This window comes from Streptomyces sp. NPDC005496, from assembly GCF_042872045.1.
GTDB lineage: Bacteria > Actinomycetota > Actinomycetes > Streptomycetales > Streptomycetaceae > Streptomyces.
In genome coordinates, this window is the sequence record NZ_JBIAJQ010000001.1 from 592,188 (window position 1) to 613,679 (window position 21,492).

At 73.2% G+C, this 21,492-nt stretch carries 15 protein-coding genes; 6 read left to right on the top strand and 9 right to left on the bottom strand.

Going from position 1 to position 21,492, the window contains the following annotated elements; translation table 11 throughout:
* Positions 1–170 precede the first annotated feature (170 nt).
* Positions 171–1,040: a hypothetical protein gene (locus tag ACFYQQ_RS02815; protein WP_388903390.1), complete on the top strand. Its 870-nt coding sequence runs from the start codon at positions 171–173 to the stop codon at positions 1,038–1,040.
* Positions 1,041–1,100: 60 nt separating this feature from the next.
* Here ACFYQQ_RS02815 and ACFYQQ_RS02820 read toward each other — a convergent pair whose 3' ends face one another.
* The gene (locus tag ACFYQQ_RS02820) at positions 1,101–2,723 is read right to left on the bottom strand and encodes an AMP-binding protein (RefSeq protein WP_355788840.1); all 1,623 of its coding nucleotides are present in this window, start codon (positions 2,721–2,723) and stop codon (positions 1,101–1,103) included.
* A complete protein-coding gene (locus tag ACFYQQ_RS02825; RefSeq protein WP_355788838.1) occupies positions 2,720–4,423 on the bottom strand; it encodes an AMP-binding protein in 1,704 nt (567 codons plus the stop codon). The genes ACFYQQ_RS02820 and ACFYQQ_RS02825 overlap by 4 nt, the downstream gene beginning before the upstream one ends.
* 101 nt (positions 4,424–4,524) lie before the next feature.
* On the opposite strand from ACFYQQ_RS02825, the gene ACFYQQ_RS02830 reads away from it, so the two are divergent.
* Together ACFYQQ_RS02830 and ACFYQQ_RS02835 are read left to right on the top strand one after the other, a co-directional pair.
* Complete coding sequence (locus ACFYQQ_RS02830; RefSeq protein WP_356166860.1) at positions 4,525–5,373, top strand: helix-turn-helix transcriptional regulator; 849 nt, start codon at positions 4,525–4,527, stop codon at positions 5,371–5,373.
* A gap of 798 nt (positions 5,374–6,171) precedes the next feature.
* Positions 6,172–8,988 carry an AAA family ATPase gene (locus ACFYQQ_RS02835; protein WP_388903080.1) on the top strand — a complete coding sequence of 939 codons (2,817 nt, stop codon included), beginning with the start codon at positions 6,172–6,174 and terminating at the stop codon, positions 8,986–8,988.
* Positions 8,989–9,509: 521 nt separating this feature from the next.
* On the opposite strand, the gene ACFYQQ_RS02840 is transcribed toward ACFYQQ_RS02835, so the two are convergent.
* Entirely contained in the window at positions 9,510–10,724 is a 1,215-nt protein-coding gene (locus ACFYQQ_RS02840) for a winged helix DNA-binding domain-containing protein (RefSeq protein ID WP_355784960.1), read from the bottom strand.
* Positions 10,725–10,901: 177 nt separating this feature from the next.
* Here ACFYQQ_RS02840 and ACFYQQ_RS02845 point away from each other — a divergent pair, with 177 nt between their 5' ends.
* Positions 10,902–12,062, top strand: a complete 1,161-nt coding sequence (locus ACFYQQ_RS02845) for a CorA family divalent cation transporter (protein ID WP_356166867.1) — start codon at positions 10,902–10,904, stop codon at positions 12,060–12,062.
* Positions 12,063–12,152: 90 nt separating this feature from the next.
* Here ACFYQQ_RS02845 and ACFYQQ_RS02850 read toward each other — a convergent pair whose 3' ends face one another.
* Complete coding sequence (locus tag ACFYQQ_RS02850; protein ID WP_355788584.1) at positions 12,153–13,712, bottom strand: MFS transporter; 1,560 nt, start codon at positions 13,710–13,712, stop codon at positions 12,153–12,155.
* A gap of 119 nt (positions 13,713–13,831) precedes the next feature.
* On the bottom strand, positions 13,832–14,836 hold the full coding sequence (locus ACFYQQ_RS02855; protein ID WP_355788587.1) for an Lrp/AsnC family transcriptional regulator: 1,005 nt from the start codon (positions 14,834–14,836) through the stop codon (positions 13,832–13,834).
* A 186-nt stretch (positions 14,837–15,022) separates the two neighbouring features.
* Here ACFYQQ_RS02855 and ACFYQQ_RS02860 point away from each other — a divergent pair, with 186 nt between their 5' ends.
* On the top strand, positions 15,023–15,811 hold the full coding sequence (locus tag ACFYQQ_RS02860; RefSeq protein ID WP_355788590.1) for a polysaccharide deacetylase family protein: 789 nt from the start codon (positions 15,023–15,025) through the stop codon (positions 15,809–15,811).
* A gap of 26 nt (positions 15,812–15,837) precedes the next feature.
* Here the strand turns inward: ACFYQQ_RS02860 and ACFYQQ_RS02865 are convergent, their stop codons facing one another.
* On the bottom strand, positions 15,838–17,055 hold the full coding sequence (locus ACFYQQ_RS02865; protein WP_356166874.1) for a cytochrome P450: 1,218 nt from the start codon (positions 17,053–17,055) through the stop codon (positions 15,838–15,840).
* 379 nt (positions 17,056–17,434) lie between these two features.
* Here ACFYQQ_RS02865 and ACFYQQ_RS02870 point away from each other — a divergent pair, with 379 nt between their 5' ends.
* Positions 17,435–17,875, top strand: a complete 441-nt coding sequence (locus tag ACFYQQ_RS02870; RefSeq protein WP_355794261.1) for an SRPBCC family protein — start codon at positions 17,435–17,437, stop codon at positions 17,873–17,875.
* A gap of 76 nt (positions 17,876–17,951) precedes the next feature.
* Here the strand turns inward: ACFYQQ_RS02870 and ACFYQQ_RS02875 are convergent, their stop codons facing one another.
* From ACFYQQ_RS02875 to ACFYQQ_RS02885, 3 genes are all read right to left on the bottom strand, one after another.
* Positions 17,952–18,614, bottom strand: coding sequence for a hypothetical protein (locus tag ACFYQQ_RS02875; RefSeq protein WP_355794262.1), 663 nt, complete (start codon positions 18,612–18,614; stop codon positions 17,952–17,954).
* A gap of 155 nt (positions 18,615–18,769) precedes the next feature.
* Positions 18,770–19,921, bottom strand: a complete 1,152-nt coding sequence (locus ACFYQQ_RS02880) for an XdhC/CoxI family protein (RefSeq protein WP_356237808.1) — start codon at positions 19,919–19,921, stop codon at positions 18,770–18,772.
* A gap of 33 nt (positions 19,922–19,954) precedes the next feature.
* Complete coding sequence (locus ACFYQQ_RS02885) at positions 19,955–21,412, bottom strand: NCS2 family permease (protein ID WP_355783772.1); 1,458 nt, start codon at positions 21,410–21,412, stop codon at positions 19,955–19,957.
* Positions 21,413–21,492: the final 80 nt, after the last annotated feature.

Consider the following 21,492-nt stretch of genomic DNA (forward strand, 5'->3'; position numbering starts at 1 on the left):
GGGCCATGGCCGAGAGCGTGCCGGTGCGGTGCCCGGCCTGCCGCCGCGAGCACCTCTACGCCGCGCCGTCCTACCCCTGCGTGTGCGGTGCGCCCGTCACACCGTCGCTCGACCCCGACGCGGGGCCGGTCTCCGTCACCCACCGCACCTGGGACGAGGACTGGGTCACCGTGCGCTGCGACGCCTGCGGCCGCGCGCACGAGTGGCCCCACCCGGAACTGGCGTGCCCGTGCGGCACGGCCCTGCGAATCCCGGTGACCCCGGCCGTACGGGACGGTGACACCGGCGGGCCCGCGCGGGCCGAGGGCGACTCCGACTCGGGGGGTGGGGGCGGGGGCGGTGCTGATACGGGCACGGGTGCCGGTACCGACGCAGGGAACGGGACCGACGCAGGTACCGGTACCGGTGTTGGCGCTGGTGCCGGCACTGGTTCCGAGACCGACACTGGTGCTGATACTGGCACCGGCGCCAGTTCCGGCACCGGCACTGGTGCCGGAACCAGTACCAGCCCCAACGCCCGCCCCCGCGGCGGCACCACTACCGGAGCAGGCACCGGTACCGGTACCGGAATGGGCAGGACCGTGTCGTCGGCCGCCGCGTCCGGCTCCTCCGACCGTGTCCGGCGCGGCCCGCTCCCCCGGGTCGCCGCGCGCGCCCGGCGGGCCGCGTTCCAGCCCGTCACCATCCGGACGGCCCGGGACGCCGTCACCGCCGCCGCCCTCTATCTCAGATGGCTCGGGTACGAGGACATCCGGCGGGCCGACCAGCGGCCCCCGACGGGGATCGGCATCGCGGCCCGGGGCGTCGTGGCACAGGTCGACCCGACCGTGCGCCCGGCGTCCGTGCGGGACGTGGAGTGTCTGTGGCTGACGGCCATGACGGAGTCGGCGGAGTGCGTGTACTTCTCGCTCGCCGGGTTCGCGGACGACGCCCGGGACCGCGCCGACCACCTGCGCGTCCCGCTCTTCGTCCTCGACCTCACGGGCACCCCGCAGCCGGTCAACCGCAGCGCCGACGAGCTGGTCGCGGCGCGGCCCTGACGGCGGGGCCCCCGGGGGCCGGTCCCGCAAGGACGCGGGCGGCCCCGGGGACGGGAGGCGCTACGCCCCGTACCCCTGGCGCAGCTCGATCTTGCGGACCTTCCCCGACACCGTCATCGGGAAGGACTCCAGGACGCGCAGCGCGCTCGGGATCTTGTAGTGCGCCAACTGCCCCTCGCAGAAGGCCCGCAGCTCCTCCAGCGTGAGCGGGTCGCCCGGGTCGCGGGGGATGACGCAGGCGAGCACCTCCTCGCCGTAGCGCTCGTGCGGCACGCCGACGACCTGGACGTCGGCGATCTTCGGGTGGGCGTAGAGGAACTCCTCGATCTCGCGCGGGTAGATGTTCTCGCCGCCCCGGATGATCATGTCCTTGATGCGGCCGACGATCTCGACGTAGCCGTCCTCGCGCATCACGGCCAGGTCCCCGGTGTGCATCCAGCGGCCCGGGTCGACGGCCTCCGCGGTCTTCTCGGGCTCGTCCCAGTAGCCGAGCATGACGCTGTAGCCGCGGGTGCACAGCTCGCCCGCCGTGCCGCGCGGCAGCGTCACCCCGTCGACGGGGTCCACGATCTTCACCTCGATGTGCGGCAGGACCCGGCCGACGGTGCCCGTGCGGTGCTCCAGGTCGTCGTCCCGGCGGGTCTGCAGCGACACCGGCGAGGTCTCGGTCATGCCGTAGCAGATGGACACCTCGGCCATGTGCATCTCGGCGACGACCCGCTTCATCACCTCGACCGGGCAGGGCGAGCCCGCCATGATCCCGGTGCGCAGGGAGGACAGGTCGTACGTCGCGAAGTCGGGGAGGTTCAGTTCCGCGATGAACATCGTCGGCACGCCGTACAGCGAGGTGCAGCGCTCCTGCTGCACCGCCCGCAGTGTCGCCGCCGGGTCGAACGACGGCGCCGGGATGACGATGCAGGCGCCGTGCGAGGTGGCACCGAGATTGCCCATGACCATGCCGAAGCAGTGGTAGAAGGGCACGGGCAGGCACACCCGGTCCTGTTCGGTGTAACCGACCGTACGGCCCACCCAGTAGCCGTTGTTGAGGATGTTGTGGTGGGAGAGCGTGGCGCCCTTGGGAAAGCCCGTGGTGCCCGAGGTGTACTGGATGTTGACCGGGTCGTCGCAGCTCAACTCGGCTGCGGCGGAGGCAAGTTGCCCCTGCGGCACCGAGGCCGCCGCTGCCGTCAGCGCGTCCCAGGACGGGTCGCCGATGTAGACCGTCTCGCGCAGTTCGGGACACTTCTCACGGACCTGGCCGACCAGGGCGCGGTAGTCGCTGCCCTTGTGCGCCAGTGAGGCGATCAGGACGGAGATCCCCGCCTGCTTCAGGACGTACTCGACCTCGTGGGCGCGGTAGGCCGGGTTGATGTTGACCATGATGGCGCCGATGCGGGCGGTGGCGTACTGGACGAGGACCCACTCCGGGCAGTTCACCGCCCAGATGCCGACCCGGTCGCCCTTGAGCACGCCCTTGCCGAGCAGTCCGCGCGCCACCTCGTCGACGGCCGCGCCGAACTCGGCGTACGTCCAACGGCGTCCGGACTCCACGTCCACGAGCGCGTCCCGCCCGGGGTGGGCGGCGATCGCCCGGTCCAGGTTGGCCCCGATGGTGTCGCCGAGCAGCGGTGTCGTACTGGTGCCGTGCGCGTAACTCGCTGCGGGCGGTGCGGAGTCACTCATCGGAAGTCCTCCTCGCGGTACTCCGCGGCCGAACCCGCGGCGGTGGCCTCGCGCAGTTCGATCCGGCGGATCTTGCCGGAGACGGTCTTGGGCAGCGCGCCGAACTCCAGCCGGCGGATGCGCTTGTAGGGAGCGAGGACGGCGCGCGAGTGCTCGAAGAGCACCTTCGCGGTGTCGGGGCCCGGTTCCCAGCCCTCGGCCGTCACGACGTACGCCTTGGGGACGGCGAGCCGCAGCTCGTCCGGGGCGGGGACGACGGCCGCCTCCGCCACCGCCTCGTGTTCCAGCAGGGCGCTCTCCAGCTCGAACGGGGAGATCTTGTAGTCGCTCGCCTTGAACACGTCGTCCGCGCGGCCCACGTAGGTGATGTAGCCGTCCTCGTCGCGGGAGCCGATGTCGCCGGTGCGGTAGTAGCCGCCCGCCATGACCTCGGCGGTGCGGTCGGCGTCGCCGTGGTAGCCGGTCATCAGGCCCACCGGACGGTTGGAGAGGTCCAGCGCGATCTCGCCCTCCGACACCCCCGGGGCGCCGGACACCGGGTCGAGCAGCTCGACGCGGAAGCCGGGGCTGGGCCGGCCCATCGAGCCGGTCTTCAGCGGCTGGCCGGGGCTGTTGGAGACCTGGACCGCCGTCTCGGTCTGCCCGAAACCGTCCCGGACGGTCACGCCCCAGGCGCGCCGCACCTGCTCGATGACCTCGGGGTTGAGGGGTTCCCCGGCGGCGAGGGCCTCGCGCGGCGGGGTGCGCAGCCGGCCCAGGTCGGACTGGATGAGCATGCGCCACACGGTCGGCGGGGCGCAGAAGGTCGTGACGCCGGCGGCGTCCATCTCCGCCATCAGCCGGGCCGGGTCGAAGCGCGTGTAGTTGTGGATGAAGACGGTCGCCTCCGCGTTCCACGGGGCGAAGAGGTTGGACCAGGCGTGCTTGGCCCAGCCGGGCGAGGAGATGTTCAGGTGCACGTCACCGGGCCGCAGACCGATCCAGTACATGGTGGCGAGGTGGCCGATCGGGTACGAGGTGTGCGTGTGCTCGACCAGCTTGGGCCGGGCGGTGGTGCCCGAGGTGAAGTACAGCATCAGCGGGTCGTCCGACCGGGTGGGCCCGTCGGGCTCGAACGCGGCGGGGGCCTCGTACGCCTCCTCGTAGCGCAGCCAGCCGGCGCTCTCGGACGACGCGTCCCGCTCGGGCGGCCCGCCGACCGCGATCCGGGTGTAGTCGCCGGGCACGCCGGCGAACTTGCCGGTGTCCTCGGCCCGGACGACGACCTGCCGGACCCGGCCGCGCTCGACGCGGTCGCGCAGGTCGGCGGGGCCGAGCAGCGGGGTCGCCGGGATGACGACGGCGCGCAGCTTCATCGCGGCCAGGGCGGTCTCCCACAGCTCGACCTGGTTGCCCAGCATCACGAGGATGCGGTCCTCCGCGCCGACGCCCTGGGCGCGCAGCCAGTTCGCGGCCCGGTCGGAGCGCTCGGACATCTCGGCGAAGGAGACCTGGACGCGGGTGCCGTCCTCCTCGACGAGGTGCAGGGCCGCCCGGTCGTTGCCCTCCGCGATGACGTCGAACCAGTCGAGCGCCCAGTTGAAGTACTCCGGGCGGGGCCAGTCGAACCCCGCGTAGGCGGCCGCGTAGTCCTCGCGATGTGCCAGCAGGAAGTCCCGTGCGGTCCGGAAGTCGTCCGTCGCGCTCGTCTTCGCCGTCATGTGTCCTCCTCGTTGCCGGACAGCCACCTAACATCGTGTAATCCGTGATGCAGGTCTCACCACCCCCGAACGGGGGTGCGCCGCGATGAAGGGGCGAGCACGTGGCAGCTGACGCAGCCGAGGCGGTCGAGATGCGTGGAGCGCTGATGCGGCTGCGGCGTACGACGGGGCTGCCGGTCGCCTTCGGCGGCCTGTTCGAGCCGGGACGCCGGCAGGTGCGCATCAGCGTACTCAGCGGCACGGCGACGGCCGCGCTCAGCGCGCTCGCGGTGTCCTCCGGCAACGGCCTGGGCGGCAAGGCGGTCGCCCTCGCCCGGCCGTGCGCGGTCACGGACTACTCGTCGTCGCGGCAGATCAGCCACGAGTACGACGTGGCGGTCGCCACGGAGGGGCTGTGCTCGGTCCTCGCCGTGCCCGTGGTGGTACGGCGCCGGGTGCGCGGTGTCCTCTACGGCGCCCTGCGGACGGCCCGGCCGCTGGGCGACCGGACGCTGGCGGCGGCGGTGGAGGCGGCGCGGGACCTGGAGCAGGCGCTGGTCGTCCGGGACGAGGCGCGGAGTCTGCTGGCCGCGGTCCAGGCGCCGGACGCGGTGTCCGGGGCGGCGTGGGAGGAGGTCCGGGAGGCGCACGGCGCCCTGCGGGCCCTGGCGCCGCGGGTGGAGGACCCGGCGCTGCGGGCCGAGCTGCTGCGGGCCTGCGGGCGCCTGGCCCGGGCGGCGTCGCCGGAGCCGGCCGGGGCGACCGCCGCCCCCGTTCCCGGGCTGGCCGCGCGGGAGGTGGACGTCCTGGCCTGTGTGGCGGCGGGCGCCACCAATGCGGCGGCGGCCGAGCGGCTCGGTCTCCGGCCGGAGACCGTGAAGAGCTACCTGCGCTCGGCCATGCGCAAGCTGGGCGCCCACACCCGCACGGAGGCGGTCGTCGCGGCCCGCCGGGCTGGGCTGCTGCCGTAGCCGACCGCCGGGGGCGGATGGGCGTCCTCGACCTCGCCGGGCGCGGGCGTGCGCGGCGGGCCTATGGCAGGCGGGGGCAGGCTGCGGAGACCTCGCCGGGCGCGGGCGTGGGCGTCGGCGGCATCGGGCTGCACCCGTCCAGAAGCCGGGGCGGGCGCCGTAGACCCCGCCGGGCGCGGCGGCCGGTGGCAGACGGGGCGGGCACCGAAAGACCCGCTCGGCGTGTGCGGCGGCGGCCGGGACGCACCCGTCCAGAAGCCGGGGCCTGGCCCCCGTAGACCTAGCCGGGCGCGGGCGAGTGCGGCGCGGCCCGTGGCAGGCCGGGGCAGGCACCGAAAGACCCGCTCGGCGTGTGCGGCGGCGGCCGGGACGGACCCGTTCAGAAGCCGGGGCCGGCCCCCGTGGACTCCGCCGCGCGCAGGCGCTGGTGGCGGCCGGGTTTGGCCCCCGTGGGAGCCGAGCCGAGGTCGTCCAGGGTCGTGCCTGCCGGGAAGCGCGCCGCGGGCGTGTCCGCCAGGGAAGCGGGCCTGCGCGGGCCGCGGAACGCCGGTGAGTGTCCGCCAGGGCCGCGTGGACCTGGGCCGCGTGAGACGGGAGCGGCGGGCGGGGAGCCGGTGTCGGCGGACGAGAGCCGGCGCCGTCGGACGGGGCGCGCCTGGCGCGAGATGTCTCCATTCATTCGGCTCGGCACTGAAATGCCTTATGCCGCACTCTTGTTATTTCCCTCACCTTCTCGACCGTCCGGATTTCGAGGGTTCCTTGCCTAATATTGGCCGGACGCGACGCACGAGGGGAGCGGTGACCGTGACAGGGGACTTCCAGGAGCCCGCGCGGCCCCGCTCCGACCTGGTCATCGGCCGGGAGGACCTCTTCGCGGGTGCCCGCGCCCAGCTCTCCCGGGGCGGCAGCGTGCTGGTCCACGGACCCGCCGGAATAGGAAAGTCGACCGTACTGCGGGCCTTGGCCGCGGAATACGCCGGTGCGGCCCGTACCGTCCTGCGCTGCTCGGCCACCGAGTCCGAATCCCACCTCCCCTTCCTGGCCCTCGCCGACCTCCTCGGACTCGTGGTCGACGAGGTGTCCGACGCGCTGCCCGCCCCGCAGCGCACCGCCCTGGAGTCCGCCCTGACCGGCCGCGGCGAGTCCACCCTGCAGCGCGACGGTCTCGCCCTACGGCTCGCGGTGCTGTCCGCCTTCCGGGCCCTGGCCGCCCGGGGCCCCCTGCTCATCGTCGCGGACGACCTCCAGTGGCTGGATTCGGCCAGCACCGAACTGCTCGGGTTCGCCGCCCGCCGTCTTGGCGAGATGCCGGTGCGGATGCTGTGCGCGGTGCGTACGGAGACGGAGCCCGAGACCCAAGGGCACGACCATCATCTACGCGCATTGCCCCCGGACACCCTGGCCGTCCGCGTCAACGCGCTCTCCCGCACCCAGGTCGCCGAGCTGCTCGGCCGCCGCGGCTACACCGGCCTGCCCCGCTCGGCCGTACGGGACATCCACCGCACCAGCGGCGGCAACCCCCTCTTCGCCCTCGAGCTCGGCCGGGCCCTGGCCGAGAACCCGGCGGCCCCCCAGCCGGGCGAGCCGCTGCCGGTGCCCACCTCACTGCGCGCGCTGGTGCTCCACCGCATCGGGATGCTGCCCGCCGAGGCCCGCCGCACGCTGCTCGTCGCGAGCGCGGGCGCCCGCCCGACCCAGGCGCTGCTGCGCGCCGCGGGCCGTGAGAACGCCGAGACGGAGACCGCGTCGGCCGCCGCGCTCGGACTGCTCGCGCCGGAGCGGGAGGGCCCCGGCATCCGGTTCGCCCATCCCCTCATCTCGGCCGCCGTGTACGCCGAGGCCACCCCGCAGGAGCGGCGCGCCGCCCACGCCGCCCTGTCCACGGCGGCCTCCGACCCCATCGAACGGGCCCGCCACCTCGCGCTGGCCACCACCGGCACCGACGCCCAGGTGGCCGCCCGGCTGGGTGAGGCGGCGTCCGCGGCCCGGGACCGCGGCGCGCCCTCGGTCGCCGCCGGACTGAATCTGCTGGCCGCCCGGCACACGCCGCCGGACACCTCCCCCGGCCCGGACGAGCGGCGGCTCCAGGCGGCGGAGGACGCGCTGACCGCCGGGGAGACCGACCTCGCCCGGGACATCGCCCGCGAGGTACTCGGCCGCGCCACCGGGGCCGCCGACCGCGTACGGGCCTGGATGGTCGTCATCGACGCGGCCGGGCAGGCCATGGCCGAGGTCGACGCCGTCTTCCCGCAGGCCCTCGCCGACGCGGGCGACGAGCCGGGGCTGCTCGCGCTCGTGCGCTACCAACTGGCATGGCGGGCGCTGCTCCTGGAGGGCGAGATGGCGAAGGGCCGCGAGGAGGCGGCACGCGCCGCCGAGCTCGCCGAGCGCGCCGGGGACCGGCGCACCGAGCTGCTCGCGCTCGCCTTTCAGGCCCAGATGGAGACCCTGATGGGGCACTCCGACGCGCCCGCGACCATCAAGCGGGCCATGCGCGAGCCGCAGGACCCCCGGGTGGCGTGCGACCACAACGGCGCCGGCGCGGCCCGTTTCCGCTGGCTGGTCATGGGCGACCAGCTCGCCGAGGCACGGACGACGATCACCGCGCTGCTGCGCGAGGTGCGGCGGCGCGGGATGGTCGAGAGCGAGGTGCACTTCGTGCGCGGGCTCGCCGAGACGGAGTTGCGGGCCGGGCACTGCGGCCGTGCCCTCGACCTCGCCCGGGAGAGCCTGCGGCTGGCCCGGGACACCGGGATCGGGGAGGCGGCCACCGCCATGGTCACCTCGCTCGCGGAGGCCGCGGGCGGCGATCTGGACCAGGCGCTCGCGCTGGCCCGCGAGGCGGTGGAGCGCGCCGAGGAGGACAGCGACCTCATCTACCTCTCGCGTGCGCTGGGCGCCCTCGGGCACGCCTACCTGGTGGCGGGGGACGCGCCGGAGTGCGTCCGGGCGCTGCGCCGGGTCAGGGAGCTGGAGGAGAGCCTCGGGGTCACCGATCCCGCGCGCGGCCGCTGGCACGGGGACCTCGCGGAGGCGCTGGTCAGGATCGGTGAGCCGGCGGAGGCCCAGGACGTCATCGACACGACGCGGGTCCGGGCGCTGCGCCTCGGCCGCGAGAGCGTGCTCGCGGTGCTCGACCGGGCGGAGGCCCTCGCGCGGGCGGCACGGGGCGACACGGCCGCCGCCGTACGGCAGTTGACGTCGGCGCAGGACCGGCTCGCCCGGCTGGGCCACGGGCTGGAGGAGGCGCGGGCCGCGTACGCCCTCGCCGCACTGCGCACGGACCGGCCGGGTCCGGCCGCGTACGACGAGGCGGTACGGCTGTTCCGGCGCTGCCGCGCGCTGCCGTGGCTGCGCCAGGCGGAGACCGCTGCCGCCGCGAACCCGGCGCGTGTCGCCCCGGTGACCGCCTCCGTGGCGCTCGACGCGCTGGCCGCGACGGAACGCCAGGTCGCCGCCCTCGTGATGGAGGGCGCCACCAACCGCGAGATCGCGGGCCGACTGTTCATCAGCGTCAAGACGGTCGAGGCCACGCTCACCCGGGTCTACCGGAAACTGGGGATCCGGTCGCGGGTGGACATCGTCCGGCTGGCGGCCGGGGGCCGCAGCGGGTGAACCGACGGGCCGCTCGTCACACTGGTCCCCGTGCTGTGTCCCGGCCCACCCGCGTTGTTCGCTCCGGACTCATCTGCGTGATGCGCTTCGGACCCGTCCGCGTGATGCGTTTCGGACCCGCCCGTTCCACGCGCTTTTCGGCACCGGTCCCAACGAGCCGTGGCCGGTGGAGGTTTGCACGGCGCGACCGAGGGTTTTCCCTCCGCCGGGCCGCCTAGGGGCTTCCCCCCTTGGGGCGCCCGGGTGCGTGCTCCTAGCGTGAGGGCGTGCCGATCGCCCGGGCACGGAGTACCGGCCCGCCGGGACCCCGCCCGAGCGTCCCCCCACCGGCAACCCGAGGAGACCCGTGTCCAGGTTTGACCGCCGGATTCAGGTCAACTCACTTTGTGTAGAGATTTCCTGAGTACCCCTCAGGCATGAACCGGGGGGCGCCGCGGGCCTCCACGAGCGGCCCGCGACGCCCCCCTTCCACGTCCCGGCGCCGCCCCGTGGACGTAAGGGCCGCGCCTTCCCGCACGGGGCTAGGACGTCACGTTCCCGAATCGGACGTCGTGAGCACCCGCACCCTCGCCGGACATCACCCGGAGCATTTGTTCTGCCTCCCGTACGACCTCGTCGCGCTGCGCGCCGGTGAGGGGGACGAAGGGCTCGATCGTCAGCGTCTCTCCCTGCTGCCGCCACACGCCTGCGAGGAAGCCGTCGACGAGCAGCGTGCAGTACGCCTGATTGCCGCGCCACGTACGGCCCTTGAGGTCGGCGGGCACCACGCGGGACCGGTCGGCGTGCGAGAGGAGCAGATTGTCGAACTCCGGCAGGAAGCGCGGCGGTGCCGGGGTGTCCGCGTCCGGCCGGGGCGCGTCGGGGAGGTCGAAGAGCTCGACGCCGTTCTCGTCGCGGAAGGTGACCAGTCCGGGGCGCAGCCGCTCGAAGACCTCACGCAGCCGTGTCAGGCCGGCCCAGGTCTGCATGTCCTTGACCGAGGCGGGCCCGAAGGCGGCGAGGTAGCGCAGCACGGTCGCGTCCGGCGCGGGGACCGGCGCGGCGGGTCGGCCGAACCAGCTTTCGGCCGTGGTGAGTGCGACCTGGCCGCTGCGTCCCCACAGCCCGCGCGGGGTGACCTGCACGAGCGGCAGCCGGCAGCGGGCGGCGATGGCGAGCGCGGTCGGGTCGGCGTCCGGCCACTGGGCCGACAGCACCTCGCGCAACTGCTTCATGGTGCGCGGCTCGGCCTCGACCAGTTCGCGGCCGACGGCGGCGAGCCGGTCCAGGTCGACGCCGACGAGCCCCTTGCGGAAGTTGTTCAGCTCCCGGTCGCGGGCGGCCTGCACCAGTGGGCGCAGGGTGAGGCAGTCGTCCGCGGTGTGGGTGTGGATGGTGGAGCGCATGGTCACGATGCGGGCGACCTCGCGGCCGGCCATCAGACGTGACAGGTCCTCGGGCGCGAAGTCGGCGAGGCGGGCGGCGAGCGCGTAGTACGGCGGCTTCACGTTCTGCGCCTGGAGGCCGAGGAGATGCCCCACGGCGTCCTTCGCGCCGAGCATGGAGCGGCGCAGCAGGAGCTGCCGGTCCAGGGTCGCGCGGTTCAGCGCTCGGGCGCCCAGCACGGGCGCGGTCTTCCTCGTCCCGCCGTTCCGGTCCACCGCGACGCCCGCCTTCCTCGTCCCGCCCGACGCCGCTGTGCCCGTCGACGTCCTGGTCCCGCCCGGCCACCCTGTCACGCCCGCCGTCTTCGTCATGCTCCGACGCTACGGAGACTTGCGGACACCTTCTGTCCGCATCGAGGGTTTCCCTTCGCCGCCGGACGGCGCACCCGGCTCCGCTCCAAGGCCTCCCGGTCTCGCGCCGACGTCATTTACCCCGTATATCCTGCCGGTGATCAGACCGGCCCACGTGTGACAGCGGGAGGCAGCACCATGGCGGAACGCCGCGCCCGTCCGGACGCGAGGAGCGCCCGGAAGTCCGGTTGGCGCCGCGCCCTGACACCCCCGTCCACGCCTCCCGCGGACCGGCGGGACCAGGACCCGGAACCGTCGGCGGCGGAACCGGCCGAGGCGGGCAGCGTCGTGCAGGCCGCGCTGTACCGCGACGGCGTGCGGGTCTCGACGCCGGCCTCGCTCGCGGAGACGTTCCGTGAGCTGCGCGACGAGACCGACGGCATGGCGTGGATCGGGCTCGCCCGCCCCACCGAGGACGAACTCCTCTCCCTGGCCGCCGAGTTCGACCTGCACCCGCTGGCGGTCGAGGACGCGATGGAGGCCCACCAGCGTCCGAAGCTGGAGCGCTACGGCGAGACGCTCTTCGTCGTGCTGCGGGCCGCCCGCTATCTGGACGCGGCGGAGGAGGTCGACTTCGGCGAGCTGCACGTCTTCGTGGGCCCCGACTTCGTGATCACGGTCCGGCACGGTGCCGCGCCCGACCTGTCCGCGGTGCGCCGCCGCATGGAGGACACCCCGGAGCTGCTGCGGCTCGGCCCCGAGGCCGTGCTGTACGCGATCCTCGACTCGGTCGTCGACGGTTACGTCCCGGTCGTCACCGGCGTGCAGAACGACATCGACGAGATCGAGACGGAGGTCTTCCGCGGCGACCCGGAGGTCTCCCGCCGCATCTACGAACTCTCCCGCGAGATGGTCGAGTTCCAGCGGGCGACCCGTCCGCTGGTCAGCATGCTGCACAGCCTGATGGCGGGGTTCGCGAAGTACGGCACGGACGAGGAGCTGCAGCGCTATCTGCGTGACGTCGCCGACCACGTCACGCACACCAGTGAGCGCGTCGACGGCTTCCGCCAGGCCCTCGCCGACATCCTCACCGTCAACGCGACCCTGGTGACCCAGCAGCAGAACGCCGAGATGCGCGCCTTGGCCGAGGCGGGCTTCGAGCAGAACGAGGAGATCAAGAAGATCTCCTCGTGGGCCGCCATCCTCTTCGCCCCGACGCTGGTCGGCACGATCTACGGCATGAACTTCGACCACATGCCGGAACTGCACTGGCTCCTCGGCTACCCGTTCGCGATCGTCCTGATGGCCGTGGTGTGCACGAGCCTGTACGTCGTCTTCAAGCGCCGCGACTGGCTCTGAGCGGGCGGACGCGGGGGCAGCGCCTCGGATGGATACGGCCGCTCACGCGCATCCGCTCGGCGGGCGGCCGCGCGTCCTGGAGGGCCGCCGTCACGTCCTCGCGTCGGCCCGGGTCCCGTGCGCCTGCTCTTGGCCGCCGCCGCCGGTCTGCGCCGCCCTCTGGTGCGCGCCACCCACCGGGAGGCGGACCATCGTGAAGGCGAGGACCGCCGCCACGGCCGCGAGCGCTGCCGCCACCCACAGCATGAGGTCCAGACCGGACGCGAACGCCTCGCGCACCAGGTGCTCCACGCCGGCGCGTTCACCAGCGGGCGCACCGGAGACGACCGACCGCGCCTGCCCACCGCTCAGCGCGACCGCCGTGTCGTGCGGGCCCGGCAGGTCGCCGTTGCCCCTGAGGACGCTCTCCATCCGCGACTGGAAGATCACCCCGAACACCGCGACGCCCAGCGCGAATCCGAGTTGCCGGAACGTGTTGAGCGCGCCGCCCGCCATGCCCGCGCGCTCGGGTGGCACCGAGGCCAGCGCCGCGGCCCCGAGGCTCGGCGTCACGAGGCCGACGCCCATACCCGACACGATCAACCCGGCGACGAGGGCGTTGGCCGAGGACCCCGCGTCCAGCACCGTCTGGAGCGCGGAACCGACGGCGACGAGAACGAGACCCGCGCCCATGGCCGCCCGGGGCGGCAGCGGACCGAACTTCCCGGCCAGCGTCGAGAAGACGAAGGCGGCGCCGCACATGGGCAGGATGTAGAGGCCGGCCTTCACAGGCCCGTAGCCGAGGACGGTCTGCATCCACAGCGACTCGAAGAGCAGGTAGGCGAACGCGCCGCCCTGGAGGAGCAGCCCGCTGATCATGATGCCGGTGAACGACGGCCCGCGGAACAGGGACAGGTCGAGAATGGGGTGCTCGTGCCTCAGCTCGACGACGACGAAGAGCGCGAGAGCCACCACGGCCAGGGCGAACATGCCGAGCGTGAGCGGGGCGCTCCAGCCGTCCGAGTGGGCGTGGATCAGCGCGAACGTGAGCGCTCCGCTCGCCACGGTGAAGCTGAGCGTGCCGAGGACGTCCGCGCGCTGTCCGCCGGTGGACTTCTCCTCGCGCACGACGCGCCTGGTCAGCACGACGGCGGCCAGGCAGACCGGCAGATTGACGAAGAAGATCCACCGCCAGTCCAGGTACTCGGTGAGCAGCCCGCCGATCACCGGACCGGCGGCCGCCGCGATCGCGTTGGTGGCACCCCACACCGCGAACGCCACCCCGCGTTCCCGGCCGGCGTAGTGCATGCCCAGCAGGGCGATCGTCGTACCGAACATCCCCGCGGCGCCGAGCCCCTGGACCGCCCTGGCCGCGATCAGGACGCCCGTGTTCGGGGCGACGGCGCACATCAGCGAGGCGGCGGTGAAGACGACCAGGCCTCCGAGGTAGACCTTCTTGCGGCCGATCCTGTCGGCGGAGGAACCCACCCCGAGCAGCAGTGCCGCCAGTGCCAGGGCGTAGATGTCGACGACCCATTCGAGGTCGGCGAGTGTCGTGTCGAAATCCGCCGCCATGTCGGGGAGCGCCACGGTCACGACCGTGACGTCCACCAGCAGCATGAAGGTGCCCAGGCTGATCGCCGCCAGCGGCCACCACTTGCTTCTACGCATACGAACCCCTTCTCAAGTACGAGAGCCCCCGGGGCCCCGTCGACCCGCCCAGCTTGCGGAGCGGGGACGTCGCGGCCTACGCAGCGCCGGGCAGGTGACGGATATCGACGCCCCAGCGGTCACCGTGAAGGAAAGAGGGGGTTTCCGGTCGGAAGGAGGCGGCCTGCCCGCTTGATCGACTGCAGCACCGGCGCGGTCTCCACGTGCTTCACGCTCCGCAGCGCCCCGATCCGCGTGCTCAGGTACTCGTAGAACTCGCCGATGTCCCGGAACACGGCGATGGCGGCCAGGTTCGACTGGCCGGACGTGGCTGCCGTGAAACCCACCTCGGGATGCCGGGACAGCTCCTCGGCGACGCTCACCAGGTCCGCGGGCGGCACGGTGAGCCAGAGCATGATCTCCGTCTCGTATCCCAGCAGCGCGGAGTCGATCTCGACATCGAAGAACAGCGCCCGCATCTCCCGCAGTTGCTCCAGCCGGCGCCGGACGGTCGACTCCGACCAGCCCGTGGCGGTGGCCAGTTCGGCGTACCCGGCCCGGCCGTCCGAGGCGAGTACGGCGAACAGCGCGCTGTCGCCCTCGCGCATCTGGACGCGCACGCCGCGCGGTGGCGGCTCGGGCAGCCGGGGTCTGAGCAGTTCGGCCTCCTCGTCGGTCAGGGCGTGCGTCTTCCCGTGCCAGCCCGTGGGCCCGCCGAAGAAGGTGTGCAGCAGGTAGTGCGCGGAGATGTCGACCACCCGGGGCGTGCGCGGAAGTTTCTGGAGCAGGAGGGACGCGCCCTCCGCCCGGTGCGGGGCCCGGGTGAGGCAGACGATCTCGGTGCCCCCGGCGGTGAGACTCACCCAGGACGTGTCGTCCCGCCCCGCCAGTGCGCCGGCGACGCTGCTCGCGGTGTCCGGCGTGCACCGGACCCTGACCAGCCATTCGATGTGGCCGAACCGGGCGGCGTCGGGCAGCCCCAGTACCCGCATCGCCCCGGACCCCCGCAGCCGGCGGTAGCGGCGAGCCACGGTCTGGTCGGACACGCCGAGGACCTCGGCAACGTGTTTCAGGGGGGCCCGCCCGTCGAGCTGCAGGGCGTGCACGAGGCGGCGATCCAGCTCATCCAGACTGCGAGATTCCATCTGCAGCACGCTAGTTGACCTCGTGATCCGGCAGGGAGGGTCATTCCGAGCAGCGTTTTCCGACGGAAGACACCTTGTTCACGGTGCCGGACCACCGTGTGCGGCCGTTCTCAGGACCAGAGCGTGCCGAGCTGTCCGGATCACCCACTATAAACTGCGGGTATACATCGCATGTATAGTCCCGGCATGCCTTCTCCGACCCGGAAGACGAAGAACACGGGGACCACGTTCCGTTCGGCGGCGATCCTGTCGGCGGCCCTCGCCCTGGCGCTGCCGCTCACCGGCTGCTCCTCCCTCGACACCACCGCGCCCAGCAGCGCCCGCGCCCACCCGCCGGCGGACACGCAGGCCCGCTTCGGGAGCGTGGACTGCCGCCAGGCCAAGTGCATCGCGCTGACCTTCGACGCGGGGCCGAGCGAGCACTCGGCCCGGCTGCTCGACATCCTCAAGAGCGAACGGGTCCCCGCGACCTTCTTCCTGCTCGGCCGACGGCACATCGAGAAGTACCCGGAACTCGTCGAGCGCATGGCCGACGAGGGCCACGAGGTGGCCAGTCACACCTGGGACCACAAGATCCTCACCCGGCTCCGCCCCGACGAGATACGGGAGGAACTGAAGAGGCCCAACGACGCCATAGAGAAGCTCACCGGACACAAGCCGACGCTGATGCGCCCGCCGCAGGGCCGCACCGACGACACCGTGCACCGCGTCAGCCGCGAGCTGGGACTCGCCGAGGTCCTGTGGAGCGTGACGGCCAAGGACTACACGACGAACGACTCCGCGCTCATCGAGAAGCGCGTCCTGCGGCAGGCGTCCCGGGACGGGATCATCCTGCTGCACGACATCTATCCCGGCACCGTGCCCGCGGTGCCCGGCATCATCGACGCGCTGAAGCGGCGGGGCTACGTCTTCGTGACCGTGCCGCAGCTGCTGGCGCCCGGGAAGGCCTTGCCCGGCCAGGTCTACCGGCCCTGACCCGCCCCGCTCCTCGGGGCGAGCGCTCACCACACCAGGTGCAGGGCCTCCGGCGACCGGTGGATCATCGTCGGGCGCATGGTGACCGCCCGGTCCGCGGCGAGCCGCAGCCCTGGCAGCCGCGTGGTCAGCTGTTCCAGGGTCAACCGGACCTGTTCCCGGGCCAGTTGTCCGCCCGGGCAGCTGTGCGCGCCCAGCCCGAAGGCCAGATGACGGTCCGGGTCGCGGGTGATGTCGAACTCGTCGGGCCGCGCGTGACGGGCACCGTCGCGGTTGGCCGCGCCGAACGCCACGAACACCGCCGCCCCCGCCGGGAGTTGGGTGCCCGCGAGGGAGACGGGCCGCGTGGTGATCCGCCGGAAGCCTTGCAACACGCTGTCGTAGCGGGCGGCCTCCTCGACGGCCGCCGGTATCCGGTCGGGCTCGGCGCACAGCAGCTCCCACTGGCGTGGGTGCCGCAGCAGGTGCAGGACGGCGTTGCCGATCAGCGCGGTCGTCGTCAGATGGCCCGCGATCAGCAGGTTCTGCAGATGGCCGACGATCTCGTGTCGCTGGTCGAGCGTCAGCTCGCCGTCCCCGGGAGCGAGCGAGGCGACCAGTTCGGTGACCAGGTCCTCGCGCGGACGGGCACGCCGGTCGCGTACGCACGCGTCGAGGAGGTGCTGCTTCGCCACCGTGTCCCGGGCGGCGGCCACCTGTTCGTCCTCCGGCAGCGGCCGGAAGAGGAGTTCCTCGGCGCGCAGGCCGCCCCTGACGACGGCCGGTACGTCCTCCGGACCGAGGCCGAGGAGCCGGCCGACGACCTCGCCGGGCAGCCGCCGCGCGTACGCGGACATCAGCTCGACGTGGCCGTCCTTCACGAAGCCGTCGACGAGGGCGGCGGCCCGTTCGGCGGCGTACGGCAGGACGGCGGCGACGCGTGCGGGCGACAGGCCCCGGACGATCGGGGCGCGCAGCTCCCGGTGGCGGGCACCGTCCGCGGTGACGACCACGGGGCGCCCGCCGAATCCGCCGTCGAGGACCGCGCGGGCGGCGGGTGACGGCACGGTGTCCGGGCGCAGCGCGTTGCCCGAGGAGAAGTCACCGGGCCGCCGCAGCACCTCGCGCACGTCCTCGTCCCGCGCCACCAGCCAGGCGTCCAGCTCGGCGACGTGCAGGAGGCCCGGGGTGCGCCGCGCCAGCTCGTAGAGGGGGTAGGGGTCGCGCTGGAGCGCGTCGAGCCTGCCGTGCGCTTCGCGGTCCACAGGGGCAGCCTCCCGGGCGACGGCGTGGGACGCACCCATGGTCCCGCACGGCCGGGAGCCGACGGTAGGGCGCTTTCGGCCCGCCGGGAGGGGGTGCGGGGCGCGGCCGGACGAGGGTGAGGGCGCCGCGGGCTCGGTCCGGTGAGGTGGGGGGTGCGGGGCGGCAGGTCCGGTGGGGGGCACGGGTCCCGGGCGGCTGGAACAGGGGCCACGGGTCCCCGGCCGGCCGAGCAGGGCAGCCGCCGGTCCTCGGCGGAGACGGCGGGTCGCGGGTCCCCGTTCAGGCAGGGAGCCGCAGGTCGGTGCGCGGGCCCCGTCGGGACCAGGTGCCCGGCGTACCGGAGGGACCCTCGTGGCCGTGTCGGCATACGATCACCCCGTGGCCCTTTTCGTCCTGGAACGTGACGTCCCGCTGCCCGCCGCCGAAGCCTGGCGCAGGCTCACCCGGTGGGAGCGGCATGCCGACGTGGTCCCGCTGACCCGGGTCACCGTGCTGACTCCCCCGCCGACCGGCGAGGGCACCACGTTCGTGGCCAGGACGGGGGTGGGGCCGCTGGGCTTCGACGACCCGATGGAGGTCGTGGGCTGGCAGGCACCGCGGGAGGAGCGGCCGGGCCGGTGCCGGCTGGTCAAGCGGGGTTCGTTCGTCACCGGGTGGGCCGAGATCGAGGTGCACGCGACCGGCGCCGGGACCGCTCGGGTGGTCTGGCGCGAGGAGCTGCGGGTGCGGTGGCTGCCGCGCCTGTTCGACGGTCCGCTGGCGTGGGCGGGGCGCGGGATGTTCGGCCGGGCGATGACCGGACTGCTGAAGCACGACTGAGGAGGGACCGGACTGAGTGAACTCCCCCTCTAGGGCGACGAGTTGCCCTCCAGGGACGCTCCCGGCAGGCGTGCGCTCACGTGGACCCGCCGCCCGGCCCCGAAGGACGGGCGGCTGTCGCCGGGTCGGTCCGCTCCCCCTCCGGCTCGAGTTTGTCCTGGCGTTCGCGGTCGCCGTCCCGTCCGGTGCTCAGGATCGTGTCGCAGATCTCGCGCAGCTTGTCCGCGGCCTGTTTGGAGAACAGTCCGCACAGGCCCGCGATCCCGGAGAAGCCGTACGGGTTGGTGGCGCCGGCGCCCGAGCTTCCGGCGAACAGGCCACCGCGCAGCAGGAAGTAGACGAGCAGGGCGAGCGCGACGCCGATGCCGGCCCTGAGCAGGTACCACCACAGCCAGCTCGCGTACAGCCGCCGGTTGCCGACGTAGGTGGCGAACGACGTGGCCGCGTGCACGAAGCTGCCGAGGGCGCTGCAGAGGATGACCGCGAACAGCATCGCCGCGTCGGCGGTGAGCGACCAGCTCCCCAGCCCGAAGGGCGACCACCGGTCGACGGAGCCGTCCTGCGTCTCGGGCTGCACCAGGACGAGGACCACCGGCCACAGGCTGATCAGGGCACCGCAGACGAGGACGACCTCGGCCAGCAGGAAGACGCCCAGCGCCGTGGTGGCGGACGGCGAGAGGCAGCGTGTGGCCTCCGGGTCGTCGTCCGCAGGGTCGCGTCCGTTCTCCGCCTCGCTCAACCGCCCGCCCCCGCTGCGCTCACCCGCGGCGGCACCCCCTGCACCCCCGGACCCTCACCCTGCCGCTCGCGTGCCGCGCGTACAAGTCCGTTGCCGGACAGGGCCGTTGAGGAAACGCTTCGTCTCGTGGACGCCTTCTCCCGCGGGGCCCGGGCTCAGGCCACCGAGCCTATCCGGCCCGCCGGGGTGCGCGTTGCGTCGTGGTGGATCGGCGTGTGCGCGCCGGTCAGCGAGACGCCGCTGCCGCCGCGCCGGTTCGCCACGATCTCCGCGGCGATCGACAGCGCCGTCTCCTCCGGGGTGCGCGCTCCCAGGTCGAGGCCGATGGGCGAGCGAAGCCGCGCCAACTCCATATCGGTGACGCCGACTTCGCGCAGCCGTTCGTTGCGGTCCAGGTGGGTGCGGCGGGAGCCCATCGCCCCGACGTAGGCGACGGGGAGCTTGAGCGCGAGCCGCAGGAGCGGTACGTCGAACTTGGCGTCGTGGGTCAGGACGCACAGGACCGTGCGGGAGTCGACGTCGGTGCGCTCCAGGTAGGTGTGCGGCCACTCGACGACGATCTCGTCCGCGTGGGGGAAGCGGGCGGCCGTCGCGAAGACGGGACGGGCGTCGCACACGGTGACGCGGTAGTTCAGGAACTTGCCGACGCGCACCAGCGCCGAGGCGAAGTCGATCGCCCCGAAGACGATCATCCGGGGCGGCGGCACCGAGGACTCGACCAGAAGGGTGAGCGGTGCTCCGCAGCGGGAGCCCTGCTCACCGATCTCGACGGTCGCGGTCCGGCCCGCGTCGAGCAGGGCGCCGGCCTCGCCGGCGACCGTGCGGTCCAGTTCGGGGTGGGCGCCGAAGCCGCCGTCGTACGAGCCGTCGGGGCGGACGACGAGCGCCCGGCCGAGCAGCTCGGAGGGGCCGTCCACCACCCGCGCGACCGCCGCCGCCTCCCCACGGGCGGCGGCGGCGAGCGCGGTGGCGAGGACCGGCCGGGCGGGATCGGCCGTCCGGACCGGTGTGACGAGGATGTCGATGACGCCGCCGCAGGTCAGTCCGACGGCGAAGGCGTCCTCGTCGCTGTAGCCGAAGCGCTCCAGAACGGTCTCGCCGTCCTCCAGGGCCTGACGGCACAGGTCGTAGACCGCGCCCTCCACGCAGCCGCCGGAGACCGAGCCGACCGCCGTGCCGTCGGCGTCCACCGCGAGGGCGGCGCCGGGCAGGCGGGGCGCGCTGCCGCCGACGGCCACCACGGTGGCCACGGCGAAGTCACGTCCCTGCTCGACCCACCGGTGCAGATCGTCGGCGATGTCCAGCATGTCTCGGTCTCCTCGGCGGTCACGCGGAGGGCGTCAGTGGACGCCCATCCAGTTCTCGATCGGGTTGAGGGCGAAGAAGACGATGAAGACCACCGTCAGCCCCCACATGAACGCCCCGATCTCCCGGGCCTTGCCCTGGGCGATCTTGATGGCGGTGTAGCTGATGACTCCGGCCGCGACGCCCGCGGTGATGGAGTACGTGAACGGCATGACGACCACGGTCAGGAACACCGGGATCGCCGTGGCGCGGTCGGACCAGTCCACGTGCCTGGCGTTCATCATCATCATGGCGCCGATGACGACGAGCGCGGCGGCGGCCACCTCACCGGGGACGATCGCGGTGAGCGGGGTGAAGAACAGGCAGGCGGCGAAGAACAGGCCGGTGACGACCGAGGACAGACCGGTCCTCGCCCCTTCGCCGACGCCGGTCGCGGATTCCACGAACACCGTCTGCCCGGACGCTCCGGCGACACCGCCGACGGCACCCCCCGCGCCGTCGATGAACAGCGCCTTGGACAGGCCCGGCATCCGGCCCTGCGCGTCGGCCAGCTTGGCCTCCGTGCCGACGCCGATGATGGTGGCCATCGCGTCGAAGAAGCCGGCGAGCACGAGCGTGAAAACAATCATGCCGACCGTCATCGCGCCGACCTCGCCCCAGCCGCCGAACTCGACGTCCCCGAAGAGCGAGAAGTCCGGCATGGAGACCGCGCTGCCGTGCAGTTCGGGAGCGCCGCTCGCCCACTGCTTCGGGTCGATGACGTCGAAGGCGTTGAGGAGGACGGCGAGCACGGTCCCGCTGACGATGCCGATCAGGATCGCCCCGGGCACGCCCCGGGCCTGCAGCATGAAGATCAGCAGCAGGGTGACCGCGAAGAGCAGCACCGGCCAGCCGGCGAGTTCACCGGTGGCGCCGAGACTGACGGGTGTGGCCTTGCCCTGGTGCACGAAGCCGGCCTTGTAGAAGCCGATCAGGGCGACGAACAGGCCGATTCCCATGGTGATGGCGTGCTTGAGCGCCAGCGGGATGGCGTTCATGATCATCTCGCGCATCCCGGTGACGACCAGGAGCATGATGACCACGCCGTACAGCACGCACATGCCCATGGCCTGCGGCCAGGTCATCTGCGGTGCGACCTGCGAGGACAGCACGCCGGAGACCGACAGGCCGGCGGCGAGGGCCAGCGGCACCTTGCCGAAGAAGCCCATCAGCAGAGTGGTGAAGGCCGCCGCGAACGCCGTCGCGGTGATCAGCGGCTGCTGGCCGAGGGTGTCCCCCGCGACGTCCTTGCCGGACAGGATGAGCGGGTTGAGCAGCAGGATGTACGCCATCGCCATGAAGGTGGTGACACCGCCGCGCACTTCGCGCGCCACGGACGATCCCCGCCGGGATATGTGAAAGTAGCGATCGAGCCAAGACCGGCCGGCCGGGACACGGGTACCCGTGCCCGCGTCCTCCGCCACGGTCTTCGGCTCCAGTGACTGCTGGGTCATGATGCCTGACTCCCAAGGTTCACAGGGGCACCCGCGAAAGCCCTGACTGGCTGCGGGATTTGGGAAGGTGCTTCGGCTGC

Excerpts from the sequence above, each read along its gene's own strand:
- ACFYQQ_RS02850 (WP_355788584.1), bottom strand. The coding sequence starts at position 13,712 with ATGCGTAGAAGCAAGTGGTGGCCGCTGGCGGCGATCAGCCTGGGCACC.
- ACFYQQ_RS02825 (WP_355788838.1), bottom strand. The coding sequence starts at position 4,423 with ATGACGGCGAAGACGAGCGCGACGGACGACTTCCGGACCGCACGGGAC.
- ACFYQQ_RS02880 (WP_356237808.1), bottom strand. The coding sequence starts at position 19,921 with ATGCTGGACATCGCCGACGATCTGCACCGGTGGGTCGAGCAGGGACGT.
- ACFYQQ_RS02845 (WP_356166867.1), top strand. The coding sequence starts at position 10,902 with ATGGCGGAACGCCGCGCCCGTCCGGACGCGAGGAGCGCCCGGAAGTCC.
- ACFYQQ_RS02820 (WP_355788840.1), bottom strand. The coding sequence starts at position 2,723 with ATGAGTGACTCCGCACCGCCCGCAGCGAGTTACGCGCACGGCACCAGT.
- ACFYQQ_RS02860 (WP_355788590.1), top strand. The coding sequence starts at position 15,023 with ATGCCTTCTCCGACCCGGAAGACGAAGAACACGGGGACCACGTTCCGT.
- ACFYQQ_RS02840 (WP_355784960.1), bottom strand. The coding sequence starts at position 10,724 with ATGACGAAGACGGCGGGCGTGACAGGGTGGCCGGGCGGGACCAGGACG.
- ACFYQQ_RS02885 (WP_355783772.1), bottom strand. The coding sequence starts at position 21,412 with ATGACCCAGCAGTCACTGGAGCCGAAGACCGTGGCGGAGGACGCGGGC.
- ACFYQQ_RS02855 (WP_355788587.1), bottom strand. The coding sequence starts at position 14,836 with ATGGAATCTCGCAGTCTGGATGAGCTGGATCGCCGCCTCGTGCACGCC.